The organism is Herbidospora solisilvae, assembly GCF_009901565.1.
In the GTDB taxonomy this organism is placed as follows: Bacteria; Actinomycetota; Actinomycetes; order Streptosporangiales; family Streptosporangiaceae; genus Herbidospora; species Herbidospora solisilvae.
In genome coordinates this window covers 34633-52984 of record NZ_WXEW01000005.1, presented here as the reverse complement: position 1 = coordinate 52984, position 18352 = coordinate 34633, and the positions used below count along the sequence as shown (strand labels likewise).

18 protein-coding genes are annotated in these 18352 nt (G+C 68.8%); 7 read left to right on the top strand and 11 right to left on the bottom strand.

Going from position 1 to position 18352, the window contains the following annotated elements; genetic code table 11:
• Positions 1-60 precede the first annotated feature (60 nt).
• The 4 genes from rplI to rpsF all read right to left on the bottom strand — a co-directional run bounded on the left by rplI (position 61) and on the right by rpsF (position 1736).
• Positions 61-507 carry a 50S ribosomal protein L9 gene (gene rplI, locus GT755_RS17015; protein WP_161480697.1) on the bottom strand — a complete coding sequence of 149 codons (447 nt, stop codon included), beginning with the start codon at positions 505-507 and terminating at the stop codon, positions 61-63.
• A gap of 18 nt (positions 508-525) precedes the next feature.
• Positions 526-762, bottom strand: coding sequence for a 30S ribosomal protein S18 (gene rpsR, locus GT755_RS17010; protein ID WP_030452635.1), 237 nt, complete (start codon positions 760-762; stop codon positions 526-528).
• Between the two features lie 63 nt (positions 763-825).
• On the bottom strand, positions 826-1377 hold the full coding sequence (locus tag GT755_RS17005) for a single-stranded DNA-binding protein (RefSeq protein ID WP_161480696.1): 552 nt from the start codon (positions 1375-1377) through the stop codon (positions 826-828).
• Positions 1378-1445: 68 nt separating this feature from the next.
• Positions 1446-1736 (bottom strand): 30S ribosomal protein S6, encoded by a 291-nt coding sequence (gene rpsF, locus GT755_RS17000; protein WP_030452633.1) that lies wholly within the window; start codon positions 1734-1736, stop codon positions 1446-1448.
• A gap of 174 nt (positions 1737-1910) precedes the next feature.
• On the opposite strand from rpsF, the gene GT755_RS16995 reads away from it, so the two are divergent.
• The gene (locus tag GT755_RS16995) at positions 1911-2207 is read left to right on the top strand and encodes a hypothetical protein (protein WP_235966827.1); all 297 of its coding nucleotides are present in this window, start codon (positions 1911-1913) and stop codon (positions 2205-2207) included.
• 56 nt (positions 2208-2263) lie between these two features.
• Here GT755_RS16995 and GT755_RS38600 read toward each other — a convergent pair whose 3' ends face one another.
• On the bottom strand, positions 2264-2512 hold the full coding sequence (locus GT755_RS38600; RefSeq protein ID WP_062340939.1) for a hypothetical protein: 249 nt from the start codon (positions 2510-2512) through the stop codon (positions 2264-2266).
• A 97-nt stretch (positions 2513-2609) separates the two neighbouring features.
• Between GT755_RS38600 and GT755_RS16990 the strand changes: the two genes are divergently transcribed.
• Positions 2610-3380 (top strand): deoxyribonuclease IV, encoded by a 771-nt coding sequence (locus GT755_RS16990; protein WP_202610169.1) that lies wholly within the window; start codon positions 2610-2612, stop codon positions 3378-3380.
• 37 nt (positions 3381-3417) lie between these two features.
• On the opposite strand, the gene GT755_RS16985 is transcribed toward GT755_RS16990, so the two are convergent.
• The 3 genes from GT755_RS16985 to GT755_RS16975 all read right to left on the bottom strand — a co-directional run bounded on the left by GT755_RS16985 (position 3418) and on the right by GT755_RS16975 (position 8712).
• Positions 3418-4629 carry a glycosyltransferase family 87 protein gene (locus GT755_RS16985; protein ID WP_161480695.1) on the bottom strand — a complete coding sequence of 404 codons (1212 nt, stop codon included), beginning with the start codon at positions 4627-4629 and terminating at the stop codon, positions 3418-3420.
• A gap of 1 nt (position 4630) precedes the next feature.
• Positions 4631-5887: a glycosyltransferase family 87 protein gene (locus GT755_RS16980; RefSeq protein ID WP_328794385.1), complete on the bottom strand. Its 1257-nt coding sequence runs from the start codon at positions 5885-5887 to the stop codon at positions 4631-4633.
• 125 nt (positions 5888-6012) lie between these two features.
• Positions 6013-8712, bottom strand: coding sequence for a transglycosylase domain-containing protein (locus GT755_RS16975; RefSeq protein WP_161480694.1), 2700 nt, complete (start codon positions 8710-8712; stop codon positions 6013-6015).
• Positions 8713-9257: 545 nt separating this feature from the next.
• Here GT755_RS16975 and GT755_RS16970 point away from each other — a divergent pair.
• Positions 9258-9854 (top strand): PadR family transcriptional regulator, encoded by a 597-nt coding sequence (locus tag GT755_RS16970; RefSeq protein WP_030452627.1) that lies wholly within the window; start codon positions 9258-9260, stop codon positions 9852-9854.
• Positions 9855-9875: 21 nt separating this feature from the next.
• Positions 9876-10955, top strand: coding sequence for an inositol-3-phosphate synthase (locus tag GT755_RS16965; protein ID WP_161480693.1), 1080 nt, complete (start codon positions 9876-9878; stop codon positions 10953-10955).
• Between the two features lie 45 nt (positions 10956-11000).
• On the opposite strand, the gene idi is transcribed toward GT755_RS16965, so the two are convergent.
• Positions 11001-11588 (bottom strand): isopentenyl-diphosphate Delta-isomerase, encoded by a 588-nt coding sequence (gene idi, locus GT755_RS16960; RefSeq protein WP_030452625.1) that lies wholly within the window; start codon positions 11586-11588, stop codon positions 11001-11003.
• A gap of 91 nt (positions 11589-11679) precedes the next feature.
• Between idi and GT755_RS16955 the strand changes: the two genes are divergently transcribed.
• Positions 11680-12981, top strand: a complete 1302-nt coding sequence (locus tag GT755_RS16955; protein ID WP_161480692.1) for an MFS transporter — start codon at positions 11680-11682, stop codon at positions 12979-12981.
• On the opposite strand, the gene GT755_RS16950 is transcribed toward GT755_RS16955, so the two are convergent.
• Positions 12971-14203, bottom strand: a complete 1233-nt coding sequence (locus tag GT755_RS16950) for an adenosylmethionine--8-amino-7-oxononanoate transaminase (RefSeq protein ID WP_328794384.1) — start codon at positions 14201-14203, stop codon at positions 12971-12973. The two genes, GT755_RS16955 and GT755_RS16950, sit on opposite strands and share 11 nt — an antisense overlap.
• The gene (locus tag GT755_RS16945) at positions 14185-15600 is read right to left on the bottom strand and encodes a CCA tRNA nucleotidyltransferase (RefSeq protein ID WP_030452622.1); all 1416 of its coding nucleotides are present in this window, start codon (positions 15598-15600) and stop codon (positions 14185-14187) included. Before GT755_RS16945 ends, GT755_RS16950 begins: the two co-directional genes overlap by 19 nt.
• Positions 15601-15714: 114 nt before the next feature.
• Here GT755_RS16945 and GT755_RS16940 point away from each other — a divergent pair, with 114 nt between their 5' ends.
• Positions 15715-16218: a YbaK/EbsC family protein gene (locus GT755_RS16940; RefSeq protein ID WP_030452621.1), complete on the top strand. Its 504-nt coding sequence runs from the start codon at positions 15715-15717 to the stop codon at positions 16216-16218.
• 37 nt (positions 16219-16255) lie between these two features.
• A complete protein-coding gene (locus GT755_RS16935) occupies positions 16256-18316 on the top strand; it encodes a DUF6049 family protein (RefSeq protein ID WP_161480691.1) in 2061 nt (686 codons plus the stop codon).
• Positions 18317-18352: the final 36 nt, after the last annotated feature.

Below are 18352 nucleotides of genomic sequence, written 5' to 3'. Positions count from 1 at the left end.
GGCTCGGACACGACGAAGCCCCCTCCGGCCTGGCCGGAAAGGGCTTCGCGTGTGGCCGGACTAGCCGGCCAGGACCTCGATGTCGACCGCGGCGGCGACCTCGGGGTGCAGCTTGACGCTGACCCGGTGGGTGCCGGTGGTCTTGATCGCGTTGTCGATGACGATGCGACGGCGGTCGAGGGTCGGGCCGCCGGCCGCCTTGACGGCGTCGGCGATGTCGCCCGTGGTGATCGAGCCGAAGAGGCGGCCCGAAGCGCCGGCCTTGGTCTTCAGCTTGACCTTCAGGGCGCCGAGCTGGCCGGCGACCTCCTTGGCGGTGCCCAGGTCGCGGATCTCGCGGGCGTCGCGCGCCTTCTTGATCGAGGCGATCTGGGTCTCGGCGCCGCGCGTCCACAGGATCGCGTACTGGCGCGGGATGAGGTAGTTGCGGCCGTAGCCGTTCTTGACCTCGACGATGTCGCCAGGGGCGCCGAGGCCGGAGACCTCAGTGGTCAGAATGAGCTTCATTTTCCCAAGGCTCCTTTCTTAGCGCGCGGTGGAGGTGTAGGGCAGCAGCGCCATCTCGCGAGCGTTCTTGATCGCGGTGGCGACGTCGCGCTGGTGCTGGGTGCAGTTGCCCGTCACCCGGCGGGCGCGGATCTTGCCGCGGTCGGAAATGAACTTCCGCAGCAGGCCCGTGTCCTTGTAGTCGACGTAGGAAATCTTGTCGTGGCAGAACAGGCAAACCTTCTTCTTGGGCTTGCGCAGTGCCGGCTTGGCCATCGTGGTGCTCCTTTCAGAGCCCCGCGCGAGGCGGGAATGGTCGCTCGGTGTTTGTATATGGATTTAGAAAGGCGGTTCGTCGCTGAAGTCGCCGCCGAAGCCGCCGCCCTGGGGGCCGCCGCCGTAGCCGCCGCCACCGCTGTTGCCGCCGCCCTGGTAGCCGCCGCCTCCCGACGGGGCCGGGGACGCGCTGGCCCACGGGTCGTTGGCGGGGCCGCCGAAGCCGCCGCCGCCCCCTCCGCCCTGGCGGGCGGTCTTGTTGACCTTGGCGGTGGCGTTGCGCAGCGAGGGGCCGACCTCGTCGACCTCGACCTCGTAGACGGTGCGCTTCTCGCCTTCCTTGGTTTCGTACGACCGCTGGCGCAGCCGGCCCTGCACGATCACCCGCATGCCGCGCTGGAGGCTCTCGGCGACGTTCTCCGCCGCCTGACGCCAGACGTTGCAGGTGAGGAACAGGCCCTCGCCGTCTTTCCACTCGTTGGTCTGCTTGTCGAGGAACCGCGGAGTGGACGCGATGCGGAACCGGGCCACCGCCTGCCCCGTGGGCGTGAAGCGGAGCTCGGGGTCGTCGACAAGGTTGCCGACGATGGTGATTGTGGTGTCGCCTGCTGCCATCGGTCGTAGCCTTTCGTATCCCGCCGACGTATTAGTCGCCCAGCGTAAAGCCAGGCTCCGACAAAACGTCAGTGAAGTTCGGGACGCAGCACCTTCGTACGAAGAATGCCCTCGTTCAGGTTGAGCTGACGGTCCAGCTCCTTGACCGTGGCCGGCTCGGCAGAGAGGTCGACGACGGCGTAGATGCCCTCGGACTTCTTGTCGATGTCGTAGGACAGCCGGCGACGGCCCCAGACTTCGACCTTCTCCACGGTGCCACCGTCGTTGCGGACGACGGCGAGGAACTGGTCGAGTGAGGGCTGCACGGTGCGCTCATCGAGGGACGGGTCGAGGATGACCATCATCTCGTATCGACGCATGCGGAATCCAACCTCCTCTGGACTCTGCGGCCACGACGCCTTGCCGTGACAGGAGGACGCGCGTCCTTAGCAGACGCAGCCTGTCAAGGCTACCAGGGCCGCGGTTGTGTCCGGTCCGGTCCGGGAATCAACGGTGGAAGGCAGGAGAAGGGGGTGGCGCTTATGCCACACATCTTGGATCCCATCGCGGGCCAGCCGCGAAAACTCACGCTGAACACCGACGGCCGACACCATCGGCTGCAGAACACCCTGTGTCTTTCGGTGTTCACGATCGGCGTCCTCGCCTTCATCTTCGGGTTCATCGTGGTCCTCCACGTGCCCGCGTCGTGGCTGGGCGCGGTCGGCTTCTTCACTGGGCTGTTCTCCCAGTTCATCTCGGTGACCACGCCCCAGCGGGTGTTCAACATCATGGGCATCGTGGGGTCGTTCGTCGGCGCCGGGCTGGGCATCGCCCACGGCGGATTCATCTAGACGTCCACGTACAAAAGAAAAAGGCCGCAGCACGTCTGCGGCCTTTTTCATGAACGTCATTTACCGATATGCAGGTCGACGCCGAGCAGGACCAGGAACCACAGGAAGATCGAAAGAAGTGCCTCGGCGATGTCACGAAGAATGCCGGGCGTGAGGTAGTCGTAGACCCACGCCACGTAAATGCCGACCAGGATGTAGATCAGCAGGATGAAACTCCCGACCCGGTAGCGCATGTCGTCTCCTTTTGTCGTGACGCGCGAGACGCAGGGCGCGTCAACCGCCATCGCGACTGCCCGGACGATCACCTTCGAAACGCAATCGAAAAGCGCCTGTTTCTGGGCAGATTCCAGGCGCGAGCCGCGATCGGCCTCCGGCCGATCGCGGCTCGCTTAGGCTCGTCTCATGGTGCGAATCGGAGCTCATGTCGACCAGGACGACCCGCTGGCCCACGCCGCCGCCCGTGAGGCCGAGGTGGTGCAGTTCTTCCTCGGTGATCCGCAGGGGTTCAAGGGCCCGGTCATGCCGGCGAGCGCCGACGCGATCCGCGAGTCCGACGTGCAGGTCCTCGTCCACGCGCCCTATCTGGTCAACGTCGCCACGACGAACAACCGCATCCGCATCCCCAGCCGCAAGCTGCTGGAGGGCCAGCTCAAGGCCGCCGCCGAGCTCGGCGCGACCGGGCTGATCGTGCACGGCGGCCACCTGAACAAGGGGGAGGACCCGCAGAAGGGGTTCGACAACTGGGCCAAGGTGTTCGAGCGGATGGACTGCCCGATCCCCGTCCTGATCGAGAACACGGCCGGGGGCGACAACGCCATGACCCGCCACCTCGACACGATCGCCCGGCTGTGGGACGCGGTGACCGCGAAGGCCCGCGAGCCCGAGAAGATCGGGTTCTGCCTCGACACCTGTCACGCCCATGCCGCCGGGGAGAACCTGGAGGGCATCGTCGACCGGGTCATGGCGATCACCGGCCGCATCGACGTGGTGCACTGCAACGACTCGCGTGACGCGTTCGACTCGGGCGCCGACCGCCACGCCAACCTGGGCCACGGGCAGATCGATCCGGAGCTCATCCTGGAGATCTGCCGTCAGGCGGGCGCCCCGATCGTGGTGGAGACGCCGGGCGAGGGCCAGGCCGACGACATCGCCTTCCTCAGGAAGAACCTTTAATCCACAGCCTGTGGATAAAGTCTGCGGATTCCCGCGCTCAAGAAGTGGGTACGGTGTGCAGTTCCCGGTCCCCCGCGTCGTCTTCGGCCGGGGGGCGCCGTGTGCTCGTCCACAATCTCCTGAACGACAACACCGCGGCCATCAGCAGCAGCAGGTTGCGGGCGCTCAACACGAGGGTGCCGGGCAGTTCGCCCTTCCACGAGTAGTGTTCCTCGACCCACGGATAGGTGATCCCGGTCAGCAGCGTGGCCGCCAGCAGTAACCACGCGACCGGCTTCTGGCTCGACTTCGGCACCGAGAACACCACGGCGGCCAGGCCGATGAGCCAGATCATGTACTGGGGTGAGAGCACTCGGCTGGTCACCACGAGCAGCAGCACGGTCGTCAGCGCCGCGTCGTAGAACGTGGCCTCGGTCGGGTGGGCCCGCAACCACCACACGACGAGCAGCACGGCCGCGACCGGGGTGGCCAGCACGGCGATCCTGATGGCGGTGTCGACGCCGGTGCCGGCGAGCTCCATCGCGCCGTGCTGGTAGGTGGAGAAGCCGTCCCACAGGCCCAGGGCGCGCAGCAGCACGAACGGCGTCGCCGCCATCGACTCGACCTGGAGGCCGCGTTCCTGCTGGGCGGTGAGGAAGTCGAGCGCGTTGGGCATGACCAGCGCGGTCGCACCGCAGGCGATCACAGTGGCGGCTGCCGCGGAGGCGCTCCCGGTGAGCAGTTCACGCCACCGGCGCAACCCGGCCAGCAGCGCGATCGGCCACACCTTGATCGAGAACCCGATGCCGATCAGCGCGCCCCGGACCGCCGGGTCGGTGGACGCCGTCAGCGCCGCCACCGCGAAGATCGCCACCATCAGGTCGTAGCGGGCGATCAGCAGCGGCCCCAGCAGGACCGGCCCGACCACCCACGCCCAGACCGCTCCCTCGCCGCCGCCGGTACGCCGGCAGAACCGCCAGATCAGCAGCAGGATCCCCAGGTCGCACAGGATCGCGATGAGGAAGAACGACACCAGGTAGTCGAAGAACGGCAGCAGGTGCGGCGCCAGCATCGGGATGGCCGCGAACGGGGGGTACTGCCACTTCTCGTCGTTGTCCGGGAACTGCCCGGTGAGCAGGACGTCGGACCAGTCGGAGTAGAGCCGGATGTCGTTCTCGAACGACATCGGGAAGCCCACCGGAATGATCTGCATCGCGGCCAGGAAGAGCAGGGCACGGGTCAGCAGCCACACCGGGGCGGCGTATCGCATCTCAGCTCGCTTCGGTCGTGGTGGCCCGGCGGAAGAGCACGAACCGGTCAGGCGCCCCGTCGAACACCCCGCCCGCCTGGTCGTCGATCCCGGCGACCCTGACCACGTCGCGGTCGGGCATCAGGATGTCGAGCACGACCAGCACCATCAGCGCGATGACCGCCAGCGCCCGCGCCCAGACGGCCAGGAAGTAGGGCCCGTCGCCGATGCCCTGCGCGGAGTGGTTGGGGTCCATGCCGACGAAGTAGAGCCAGATGGCGAAGAAGTACCAGACCTCGGTGACCTGCCACACCGCGAGCGAGGGCCACTTCGGCCGGGCGAGCACCGCGAAGGGCATCAGCCACAACACGTACTGGGGCGACCAGACCTTGTTGGTCACCATGAACGCGGCCAGCGCCAGGAAGCAGATCTGCATCAGCCGGGGCCGGGTGGGGGCCGCGAGGGTGAGGATCGCGATGCCGAGCAGGAGCACGCCCACCGCGATCATCGCCATCAGGTTCAGGTGCTCGCCGTCGGCCAGCACGCCCCATTGGTACTTCTGGAAGAAGAACCACAGGCCGCCCCAGTCGACGCCGCGCTCGCTGCTGAAGGTGTAGAAGCGCTTCCAGCCGTCGAAGCTGGCCAGCATGATCGGCCCGTTGGCGAGCAGCCAAACGCCGACCGCCGCGCCCAGCATCTTCAGGAACGGCGCCCACTTGGCGGTGCGCACGGTCAGCAGGAACAACGCCCCGAGGAACATCAGCGGGTAGAACTTGGTCGCCACCGCCAGGGCCAGCAGCGCCCCGGCGAGGTAGTGGCGGTCGCGGGCCCAGGCGAGCAGCCCGCCGAGCGCGAGCGCTCCGGCGGCCAGGTCCCAGTTGATGTACGCCGACAGGATGACCGCCGGCGCCAGGGCGTACCAGAGGGCGTCCCACTTGCGGGTGGGCCCGGCCAGCGCGGCCATGCACAGGACGCCGACCACCAGGCAGGCGCCCATGATGATCACGGTGAGGTCGTAGAAGCGGACCGCGTCGCCGAACGACAGGCGGCGCACCAGCTCCATGATCCCGCCGATTCCGACGGGATATTCGACGTCTCCCTGAATGTAAGGGATCTTTCCTTCATTCAGGCCGCGGGCGAACCAGAGCGGATAGATGTCGGTGTAGCAGAAGTTCGTGTACTGATCGATCCCGGAGTTCCACGCCCCGCCGAACCGGCAGGCGGACTTCCAGTAATAGGCCAGGATCGCGCCCAACGAGGCCAGCAGCCCCAGAGGCACATACGGAATGAGTCCGTTCACGACCGCCGCGCGCGGCCCGGGGGCTTCTGTCGTCCGGGTCATCATGAGGCCATTCGATCAGGTGTCGGGGTGTCGCACTGTACCTGCGACACCCCGTCACTTGTCTATCGGGCGGATTGGCGAGACTGCGCCGGGGGCGCCTGCGGCTGCGTCGGCGTCACCGGCGAGCTGAACGGATCGACGGGAACCTCGCCGCCCGCGTCGGGGATGTCGACCTCGCACTCCGGCGCACCGGGGAAGCACTCGCTCTCGCCGGGGCCGCCGTCGTCCTCCCACGGAAGGGTCGGCTCCTCGACGACCTCGTCCTCGGGCTTGGGCGTCGGGGTCGGGCTGGGCACGATGTCCTGGGGGGCCCCGACCCCGGCCTTCGGCGGGAACTGCGCGACCGGCTTGTTCTTGTGGGCCTCCAGCATGAACTCCCGCCAGATGCGGGTGGGGAAGCTGGCACCGGCGAAGCCGAGCGACACCTCGAAGGGGGTGCTGTACGGGTTGGTCATCGTGAACTTGGGGTCGCTGTTCTCCGGCGACTTGCCCTTCCAGTAGGGGCAGCGGGCGTTCACCGGCGGGACGACCTTGCCGGACTTGGTGCGGCACTCCTCGCGGTACATGCCGACGGCGGTGGAGACCTGCGGGGTGAACCCGACGAACCAGGCCTCCTTCTCCTCGTTGTTCGTACCGGTCTTGCCGCCGGCCGGGCGGCCGATGCCCTGGCCCCCGGCCGTGCCCGACTTGAGGACCTCCTCCAGCGCGACGACCGCGTCGGCGGACGCCTCGGGCGAGATGACCTGCTTGACCGGCTTGCGCTCCGGGTGGACGAGTTCCTTGCCCTGGTAGACGCCCTTGATCACGTGGTAGTTCACGTGCTTGCCGGCGTTGGCGAAGATCGAGTAGCCGGCGGCCTGCTCCACCGCGGTGACGGGGGCCGAGCCGATCGAGAACTGGTAGTGGTGCTCGTCGATGTCCTTGGTCATGCGGTCTTCGGAGAACCCGGCGTCGAGCACGATCTGCTTCACGGGGTCGAGTTCGCCGATCTTCCCGGCGTCCTGGTCGAGCTTGTAGGCCATCGAGACGTACGCGGTGTTGACCGAGGCCGAGGTCGCGGTGATCGCGTTGACCGCCGACGGGCCGCCGTGGTCGTTCTTGAAACCGCCGACGGCCTGGCCGGGGATGACCTCCGGCACGGTCTTGTTGCCGGGCAGCCAGCTGTTCAGGCTGTAGCCGGCGTCGAGCCAGGCGGCCAGCACGTAGGGCTTGAACGCCGAGGCGGCCTGCTTGGCGGAGTCGAAGGGCTCGTTCCAGTTGTCCTTGACGTAGTCGTCGCCGCCGTAGAAGGCGATCACCCGGCCGTTGGTCGGGTCGACGGCCGCCAGGCTGGCGTGCACCTCGCGGCTGTTGGGCACGCTGCGCATGACGTTCTTGACGACCTTCTGGGCCGTCTGCATGAGCCGCTTGTCGAAGGTCGTGACGATCTTGTAGCCGCCGCTCTGGATGGCGTCTTCCTTGAGGCCGCGCTCCTTGAGCTCGTGCATGGCCACGGAGACCATGTAGCCCTTCAGACCGCCCATCTCGTTGAGGTTGGGGTCTTTGATGGTCTTGGGGAACTTGGCGGTCTGCGGCAGGTTGCCGTACTTGGCCGGGTCGAGCTTGGCCATGGCATTGACGACGTCCTTGAAGCGCGACTGGAGCGCGGGCTCGTCGGCCGACCAGCTCGGGGTCTGCACGCGGGCCGCCAGGTAGGCCGCCTGGTTCACGTCGAGCTTGGCGGCGGTCACCTTCTTGCCGAAGTAGGCCTGCGCGGCGGCCTCGATGCCGTAGGCCCGGCCGAAGTTGATGGTGTTCAGGTACTGCTCGAGGATCTCGTCCTTCTCCATGGTCTTGTTGATCTTCACTGCGACGAAGATCTCCATGACCTTTCGCTTGACCGAGACGTCCTGGCTCAGCCCGTCGTAGTAGTTGCGGGCCATCTGCTGGGTGATCGTCGAGGCGCCCTGGAGCTGCTGGCCGGTGGCGGTCATCCACACCGACCGGAACATGGCCGGGATGGAGATGCCCGAGTCCTCGCGGAAGGTGTCGTTCTCGATCGCGATGACCGCGTCCTGCAGCAAGGGGGAGATCTTGGAGATGTCGACGATGACGCGCTTGGTGCCCAGGTGGGCGATCGGGGTCTTGCCGTCGGAGTAGTAGACGGTGGAGCCCTGGGCCAGCGCCTCGGCCTGCGCGTCGTTCTTGTCGGGGACGGGGGTGTTCGCGTACGCGATCGCGATCATCCCGAACACACCGGCGACGACCACCGTGACACCGGCCACGACGATCTTCCAGCTCGGCACGAAGCGGCGCCAGCCGGTGCGGCGGCGCGGCTCGTCGTCATCGTCGTCGAAGTCGTCGGGCCCCTTCGGACCACCGGGGCCGCCGGGCCCGCCTCCGGGCAGGGGCTGGGGCGGACCGCCCCGGCGGCGGCGACCGCCACCGGCACTGGCACCCGCGCCCATCATCTGGGTCGCCTCACCCTCGGCGGGGCGCTGGAGGGCGCCCGTGGCGCCGGGGGGAGCGGCAGGCCGCGGGCCCTGAGGAAAGGGCAGGTTTCCGCCGGGTCCACCTGGCCCGCCTGGTGGGCGGCCTATGCGGGTGGGCTGACCCATCTGGCCGGTGCCCGGCTGACCGGGGCCCGGCTGGCGGGGGCCTGCGGGCGGGGGGACGGCGCCCATGGAGGCGGTGTCCTCGAAGGCGGCCTCCTGCCGGCGGCCGGGCGGGCCGGGCCGGGGGGCGGGGGGCTGCGCGGGTGGCGCGCCCCAGCCGCCGGTCACCGGCTGTCGCGGCGGTGCCTGCGGCGCCTGAGGAGGAGCCGATTCTTCGGGCGAGCGACGGCGCCGCCCAGGTCGGGGCCCACGACCGGCACCCTCCGCGGGGCCGCCCGTCTGTCCCGGGCCATAGCTGCTGTTACTCACGCGTCCTCGTCAAAGTTCGTGGGAATGCTCGTCGACGTCTACTCGGCGTCTGTCCCGAGGACGTACGAGACCACCAGACGGTTCCGGTCACAACCTTGACAGGTCTCCGGCGCCCCGTCGGGGTATTCGCCGGATTCATGGGCCATCGGGGCCCTTGCTGACCGGGCTTTTACCCAGCGTGTGGGCATGGTTCCGGGCCGCATCGACCCTCCTGCCACTCCCGTCCGCTGTGACCACATGTGCGCAAGATTACGTCCCTTTGCCAAATCGTGCCCAACCGTTGACCGCTCCGCCGGGTAGACGGCACCTCGCGTTGCACGCTATAGCGAGCCGACGTATCCTGCTGATGTATCAGCTCGATACATCAGCCATGAATACTCCGGAGCGCGCGGGAGGTGGTTCCAGTGACCGGGTCCAGAAGCGGGGTCCTGGAGCTCGCCGTCCTCGGCTCACTCCACGAGAACCCGCTGCACGGTTACGAGCTGCGCAAGCGCCTCAACACCCTGCTCGGGATGTTCCGCGCGTTCTCCTACGGCTCGCTCTACCCGTGTTTGAAGGGTTTGCTCACCGACGGCCTGATCGTCGAGGAGGAGCCGCCGGACGACGTGGTCCTCGGCCGCCGATCGAAGATCGTCTACAAGCTCACCGCCGAGGGCAAGGAACGGCTCCAGGAGTTGCTGACCCAGGCGGGTCCCTCTTCCTGGGAGGACGAGAGCTTCGGCATCCACTTCGCGTTCTTCCGTCACACGGAGGCCGAAGTGCGCCTGCGGATCCTCGAAGGGCGGCGCAGCCGCCTGGAGGAACGAATGGAAAACGTCCGCACGGCCCTGGCCCGGACCCGTGAGCGGCTCGACAGCTACACCCTTGAGCTGCAGCGGCACGGCCTGGAGTCGGTGGAACGTGAGGTCCGCTGGCTCAACGAGTTGATCAACACTGAACGGGCGCAAGCCGCCGATAAAAACCAATCAGAACGGGGCGATCGTCCCGATTCCGGTGAATAACGATCCAAAGGAGCGAGTGCGATGGGTTCGGTGCGCGTAGCCATCGTAGGTGTGGGGAACTGCGCCGCCTCACTGGTGCAGGGCGTCCACTACTACAAGGACGCCGACCCGGCCATCCGTGTGCCGGGCCTCATGCACGTCCAGTTCGGCGACTACCACGTCGGTGATGTCGAGTTCGTGGCCGCGTTCGACGTTGACGCGAAGAAGGTCGGCCGTGACCTCTCGGAGGCGATCGTCGCGTCCGAGAACAACACCATCCAGATCTGCGACGTGCCGCCGCTTGGCGTGACCGTCCAGCGTGGGCACACCTTCGACGGTCTCGGTGAGTACTACCGCGAGATCATCCAGGAGTCCGACGACCATCCGGTCGACGTGGTCCAGGTGCTCAAGGACGCCCGCGTCGACGTGCTCGTCTCCTACCTGCCGGTGGGCTCGGAAGAGGCCGACCGGTTCTACGCCCAGTGCGCCATCGACGCCAAGGTGGCGTTCGTCAACGCGCTGCCGGTCTTCATCGCCTCCGACCCCGAGTGGGCCGCGAAGTTCACCGAGGCCGGCGTGCCGATCGTCGGCGACGACATCAAGTCGCAGGTCGGCGCCACCATCACCCACCGCGTGATGGCCAAGCTGTTCGAAGACCGCGGGGTCGAGCTGCTGCGCACCTACCAGCTCAACTTCGGCGGGAACATGGACTTCATGAACATGCTGGAGCGCAAGCGCCTCCAGTCGAAGAAGATCTCCAAGACCCAGTCGGTCACCTCGCAGATCCCGCACGAGATGGCCAAGGCCGACGTGCACATCGGCCCGTCCGACCACGTGCCGTGGCTCGACGACCGCAAGTGGGCCTACGTGCGCCTTGAAGGCCGCTCGTTCGGCGACACCCCGCTCAACCTCGAATACAAGCTCGAGGTGTGGGACTCGCCCAACTCCGCCGGCGTCATCATCGACGCGGTCAGGGCCGCCAAGATCGCCCTCGACCGGGGCATCGGCGGGCCGATCCTGTCTGCGTCCTCCTACTTCATGAAGTCGCCGCCGGAGCAGTACTCCGACGACGACGCCCGCGACGCGGTGGAGAAGTTCATCCGCGGCGAGGTCGAGCGCTAGACCACAGTCGAAGGGCCCCGGGACTTCCCGGGGCCCTTCGGCTTTCTACAGGTCGCGTACGGCCGCGGGAAGCTCCCCCGGGTCGGCCACCGGCCACGTGAGGGGGTCGGGACCTAGGGCGACGAGCTGGGGGAGCTGCTCGGTGGCCCACGGGGAGATCTCCAGCTCGCCCGCCAGCACTCGGTCGGAGAACTCCTTCCACGGCATCCACAGGACGCTGCCGACCTCGTCGGGGTTGGCCGTCGGCTCCTCGCCCACCAGAGCGCGGTAGACCGGGCACAGTTCGTGCTCGACCGTGCCGTCGGGCATGACCGCGCGGTAGGAGAAGCGGGGCAGCAGCAGGTCGACCGAGGAAACGGTCAGCGAAAGCTCATGGGACAGCCGGCGAATCACGGCCGACGGAAGACCCTCACCGGGCAGCGGGTGACCACAGCAGCTGTTGGTCAGCACCCCGGGCCAGGTGATCTTGTGGTCGGCGCGGCGGGTGAGCAGCACGTTGCCCGACGCGTCGAAGACGTAGCTGGAGAAGGCCATGTGCAGGGGGGTGTGCGTGCCGTGGACCGAGGACTTGGGGGCGGTGCCCACCGCGTTGCCCGCCGGGTCAACAAGCACGACGTGTTCATCGTTCGTCACGCAATGAGACTACGGTCTCTTCCGTTCCGGTTCTGCCCTATCCGGGATGACCCTGATGTCCCAGGCTCGGGCCACGCGTAGGCTGACGGGCGTGTCCTACGTCTCAGATCTTCGTGTCGTGCTGCGAGGCAGGGACTTCCGACGGCTTTTCGGCACCCGCCTGGTCTCGCAGTTCTCCGACGGGATCTTCCAGCTCGCGGTCGCCGGATACGCCTTCTTCAGTCCCGAGAAGCAGACGTCGGTCGCCGACGTCGCGGCCGCGTTCGCGGTGCTTCTGCTGCCCTACTCGATCATCGGGCCCTTCGCCGGGGTGTTCATCGACCGATGGTCGCGGCGGCAGATCCTGGTCATCGGCCCGCTGGTCAGAGCCGTCCTCCTGTTCCTGTCCGCGATCGTCGTCGCGGTGCAGGCCCCCGACTGGATCTTCTACGCCACGGCGTTCGGCGTGCTGGGCGTCAACCGGTTCTTCCTCGCGGCGCTGGGGGCCTCCCTGCCCCACGTCGTGCCCAAAGACACGCTCATGATCGCGAACGCGGTCACGCCGACCTCCGGGACGGTCGTGACGTTCGTGGGGGCGGGCGTCGGCTTCGGGCTCCGGTGGCTCTTCGGGCCCGAACACTTCGGCACGGCCGGGATCCTGCTCATCTCCGGCGTGATCTTCGCCTCCAGCGCGCTGATCGCCCGTCAGATGAGCCGGCAGCTGCTCGGCCCGTCGTTCGACCCCGACCGGCCACAGGCCCGCGACGCCGTGCGTCACGTCCTCAGCGGGCTGGTCGACGGCGTGCGTTACATCGCGCATCGGCGCGGCCCCGCGGCGGCCCTCGGGAGCATGGCCGCCCACCGGGTCCTCTACGGCATGTCGCTCGGCATGGTGCTGATGCTCTACCGCTACTACTTCACCACCGACGCCGAGCTGGGGCTCATGGCCCTCAGCGGCGTGGTGGCCACGTCGGGACTGGGCTACTTCGCGGCGGCGTTCCTGACGCCCTGGGCGACCCAGCGCTTTCGGATCGAGACGTGGATCCCGATCAGCCTGGCCGTGTGCGGGGTGCTGGAGTTCCTGCTGTGCGCGCCGTTCCAGCAGTGGGGCTTCCTGATCACCGGGTTCGTCACCGGCGTGCTGGGCCAGAGCGGCAAGATCTGCACCGACGTCGTCGTCCAGCGCGGCATCGCCGACGCCTACCGGGGGCGGGTCTTCTCGATCTACGACCTGCTGTTCAACGGCATGATGGTGGCCGGCGTCTCGATCTCGGCCCTGCTGCTGCCGCCCGACGGCCGGTCGTTCTTCGTGCTGACCCTGATCACCGTGCTCTACCTGGTGGCGGCGGGCGCCTACCGGCTGGCCGTGCTTCCGGTCGTCCGGCAGGCGGAGCCGCTCACCCTCAAGTCGTGACGGCCGCGACCATCGCCGCGGCGATGGTCGCCACCTCCGCCTCGGTGCAGGCGTAGGGCGGCATCGCGTAGACGAGCTTTCCGAAGGGGCGCAGCCAGACGCCGTGGTCGAGCGCGGCGTCCTGCGCCTTCTTCATATCGACCGGCCGGTGACACTCGATGACGCCGATGGCGCCGAGGACGCGTACGTCGGCCACCGAGGCCTGGGCCGCAGCCAGGCCCTTGCGCAGGGTCTCCTCGATCAGGGCGACCTCCGCGCGCCACGGGCGGGCGGCCAGCAGGTCGAGCGAGGCGCCGGCCGCGGCGGCGGCCAGCGGGTTGCCCATGTACGTCGGCCCGTGCATCAGCAGCCCGATGCGCTCGGCGATCTCGGGTGTGGTGAGGGTGGCGGCCATGGTGAGGTAGCCGCCGGTCAGGGCCTTGCCCACGGTGACGATGTCGGCCCTGATCCCGGCGTGGTCGCAGCCGAAGAGGGTGCCCGAGCGGCCGAAGCCGGTGGCGATCTCGTCGGCGATCAGCAGCAGGCCGTGGCGGTCGCAGATCTCCCGGAACGCCCGCAGGTAGGCCGGGTTGTAGAACCGCATCCCGCCGGCCCCCTGGACGACCGGCTCCAGGATCATCGCGCCGACCGCCGGATCACCCGCCAGCCGGTCGACCTCGTCGAGGTAGGCCGGGTCGACCGGGGCGTCGTAGCCCAGCGGCGGCACCGGCGCGAAGACCTGCTCGGCCACCGCGCCGGAGAAGACGTGGTGCATCCCGTTGACCGGGTCGCAGACCGACATGCAGCCGAACGTGTCGCCGTGGTAGCCGCCCCGGACCGTCAGCAGGCGCCGCTTCCCGGTCGCCTGGACGGCCATCTTGATCGCGACCTCGACCGCGACGCTGCCCGAGTCGGCCAGGAAGACCTTCTCGTAGCCGGTCATCGCGGCCAGCCGCTCGGCCAGCAGGATCGCCGGCTCGTGGGTGAGCCCGCCGAACATCACGTGGGCCATCCGGCCGAGCTGGCCGGTGATCGCGGCGTCGATCTCGGGCACCCGGTAGCCGTGGATGGCCGCCCACCACGACGACATGCCGTCGATGACCTCGCGGCCGTCGGCGAGCCTGAGGCGCACCCCTTCGGCGCTCTCCACCACGTGGGTGGGCACGGCGGGCGGCACGGTCGCGTAGGGGTGCCAGACGTGCTTGGCGTCGAGCCCGGCCAGGTTCACTGCGCGGCCGCCCACTCCAGGAGACGGGCGCGGGCGACGTCCTTGCCCAGCACGCCCTCGTCCATCCGCAGGTCGAGCAGGAACTTGTAGGCCCTGCCGATCATCGGCCCCGGCGGGATGCCCAGGATCTCCTGGATCTCGTTGCCGTCGAGCTCGGGCCGGATCTTGGCCAGCTCCTCCTCTTCGGCCAGCTTGGCGATGCGCTCTTCGAGATGGTCGTAGGTGCGGGCCAGGGCGGCGGCCTTGCGCTTGTTGCGGGTGGTGCAGTCGGCCCTGGTCAGCTTGTGGAGCCGGTCGAGCAGGTGGTCGGCGTCGCGGACGTAGCGGCGCACCGCGCTGTCGGTCCACTCGCCGGTGCCGTAGCCGTGGAAGCGCAGGTGCAGCTCGACCAGGCGGGCGACGTCGGAGGTCACCTCCTTGGGGAACCGCAGGGCGGTCAGGCGGCGCTTGGCCATCTGGGCGCCGACGACCTCGTGGTGGTGGAAGGAGACCCGGTTGCCGGGCTCGTTCCGGCGGGTCTTGGGCTTGCCGATGTCGTGGAGCAGCGCGGCCCAGCGCAGCACCCGGTCGGGGCCGCCGACCTCCTGGGCGATGGCCTGGTCGAGCACGATCAGCGTGTGCTCGTAGACGTCCTTGTGACGGTGGTGCTCGTCGATCTCCAGGCGCAGCTTGGGCAGCTCGGGCAGGACGTGGTCGGCCAGGCCCGTCTCGACCAGGATGCTCAGGCCCTCGCGCGGGTGGGCGCCGCAGATCAGCTTGTCGAGCTCGGCCTGGATGCGCTCGGCCGAGACGATCTCGATGCGGTCGGCCATCTCGGTCATCGCCCGGAGCGCGTCGGGGTCGACGGTGAACCCGAGCTGCGAGGCGAACCGGGCCGCGCGCAGCATGCGCAGCGGGTCGTCGTCGAACGACTGCTCCGGCGTGCCGGGCGTGCGCAGCACCTTGCGGGCCAGGTCGCCCAGGCCCCCGTGGGGGTCGACGAACTCCCGGCTCGGCAGCCGGACGGCCATCGCGTTGACCGCGAAGTCACGCCGGGCCAGGTCGGCTTCGAGCGTGTCGCCGTAGACGACCTCGGGCTTGCGCGACTTGGGGTCGTACGACTCGCTGCGGTAGGTCGTGATCTCGAGCTGCCAGTCGCCCTTGCGTACGCCGACCGTGCCGAAGTCGATGCCGATCGTCCAGATGGCGTCGCCCCAGTCGCGCACGATCTCCAGAACGCGTTCAGGTCGTGCGTCGGTGGTGAAGTCGAGGTCGGCCCCCGACCGGCCGAGCAGCACGTCGCGCACCGGCCCGCCCACGAGGGCCAGCTCGTGGCCGTGTTTGGCGAACAGGTCGCCCAGTTCGTGGGCGACGGGTTCGATCCGGCGGAGCAGGTCGGCCAGAGCGTTCTCTATCGGGTTTGTAGGGGACAAGCTGGGTAGGTCCTTCGGTTACGGAACAGGTGCCACTGGGCTAATACACCTATGGCGATCAGCAGGCTACGTTCAGTGCAGATCTGTCGGGGGCCGCGAAAAGGAGCAGACCACATGCAGGACGCCCTCGCGATCCATCGCTGGCTCCTCGCCCGTCAAATCCACCATGAAATCGTACGGCTTCCGCGCGTCCTGACTTCCGCCGACGAGCTGCCCGAGGTGCTGGGAGTCCCGCCCGAGACCTGCGTGACCGTCACCGTGTTCGAGGTGACCACCCGCGGCTGCCGCGAACCCGTCGCCGTCATCAGCTCAGTGGCCCGCAGACCACGGCCCAGCGTGATCGCCGCCGCGTTAGGCGCCGAACGGGTCAGGCCCGCCTCCTCCTACACGGTCAACGCGGTCACCGACTACGCGGCCGGGCTGGTGTGCCCGCTGCTGCTGCCCGAGAAGCTCACCCTGCTGATCGACCGGCGGCTGGTCGACGCCACCGACCCCGACGTGTTCGTGCACACCGCGACGGGTGAACGCATGACAGCGCTGCGACTACGCGCTGTGCATCTCTTCCCCCTGGCCTCGGGAAAGCCCGTGGAGCTCGCCGGTCACGGCCTGGCAAGCTGACAACGGCCATATGGCCGGGGCCTATAGCATTCAGGGCGTGCGTCGCCTCGGTCCCGTCTTGTTCGCCTTTCTGCTCGCCGGTGCGGGCCTGGCGATCCCGGCGGCCCCTACAGCGGCGGCGGCCACCGCGCGTGCGGCCGACCCGGTCACGCTGAGTGAGTTCAGCCCCGAGTCCCCCACCCGGCCCGACCAGACGATCACCATCGCCGGCGCCGTCACCGGCACCCCGCAGAGCTTCGTCCGCGTCCAGATCAGATACGCCGCCGGCCGCCCCTTCACCTCCCGCGCCGACATCGCCGCCTACGTCACCGGCCAGACGGTCTTCACGAACTCGTGGCGGACGAAGGTGCAGGCGACCCAGGTCGACGGGTCGGGCAAGCTGCCGTTCACGCTCTCCCTGTCACCGGCCGAGCTCAGCATCTCCCAGCCCGGCGTCTACCCGCTGGAGGTGGAGGCCGTCGACGGCGCCACCGGGCAGGTCGTCGGCGTCGAGCGCACCTTCCTCACGTACGTCCCCAAGGGCACCGCCGTGAAGCCGACCCGGCTCGCGCTGGCCCTCCCGCTGACCGCGCAGCCGAAGCGCGCCGACGACCAGACGTTCATCGACGACGACCTGTTCGGCGACGGCCGCCTCAACAACCTGCTCGCGCTGGCCACCGCGACCGACGAGACCACCACCTGGTTCGTCGACGGCTCGGTGCTCGACGACGCCCAGCGGGTGTCGCGGCCCTACTACCTCGACGGCGCCGCCAAGGAGGCCGTGGCCCAGGGCGCCGAATGGGTGACCTCCCTGCGGTCGGCACTGGCCGACAACCCCGTCATGGCGATGCCCTACGCCGACGCCGACCTCGGCGCGATCGTCCACAACGGGCTCGACACGACCACCCCCACGGCGCTCCTGGTCGGCTCGTTCGCCACCAACCAGCTCCTCAAGGTGGGGTCGGCGACCACGTCCACGATCTGGCCGGTCGGCGGGGTGATCGACCGCGACACCCTCGACGCGCTGGCCGTCAACGGCGTCGACACGGTGCTGCTGGCCCAGGCCGCGGTGCCGCCCCAGGCGACCGCGGCGCTGGCCGGATCGGCCGGGGTGGTCGACACGGTGAGCGGGCCGGTGATCGTGCAGACGGCCGATCCGGTGCTCAGCGGGCTGCTCGGCACCGACGGCCGGGCGGCCGGGGCGACCGTGGCGGCCCGGCAGCGCTACATCGCCGAGACCGCCATGAACGGGCTCACGGCCAACCGGGCCGCGCCGCTGATCGCGATGCCGTCGAACCACCTGTGGAACCCCGACCCGACGTTCATGGCCGCGCTGCTCAAGCCGCTGCCGTGGGTGCGCGACGTGCCGCTGGCCTCGATCAGGCCGGCCAAGAACGCCTCCGTGGGCGACCTGGTCTACCCGCCGCAGGCGCGGCAGGCGGAGTTGCCCAAGTCGTACATGAGCGGGGTCCGCCGGCTGGCCCGGACCGCCGAGGTCGCGATGGCGCTGCCGACGAGCGGGCAGCGCACCTACGACCGGGCGGTGCTGCGGCTGACCTCGGCGTCGTGGCGGGGCGGCAAGAAGGCGCCCGCGTTCGCCAGGCAGCTCAACTCGTCGATCACCAAGCAGATGGACCGCGTCTTCATCGTCGGCGCCGACGACCCGTTCGCGGTGGCCGGCACCAACGGCCGCATCCTGGTGACGGTGCGCAACACCCTCCGCGAGAACGTGAAGTTCAACCTCGAGGTCAGGTCGCGCGATCCCGACCAGCTCCAGGTCGACGCCCGGGGCGGAGTGTTCGTCGAGGAGCAGGCCGAGGTCCAGGCCGGGAAGGCCGGCACCTACGAGATCCCCGTCGTGGTGCCCGCCGACCACGGCAAGGCCGCCTTCGACGTGCAGCTGCTGACCGCCGACGGCCGCAAATACGGCAAGCCGACCGAGATCGTCATCTCCGCCACCGGCTACACCGGCATCGCCCTGGTGATCGTCGGCGTGGCGGTGACCATCATGCTGGCCGCCGTCGTCATGCGGCTGCTGCGCCGCCATCAGCGCAAGGACCCCGTCTTCCCGGCGCCCGTGCAGATGCCCGTGGAGCAGGAGGAGCCCCAGGGGGCGTAGCCTCGTCTCGCTGTAGGCCGGGTGGATCAAGGAGCT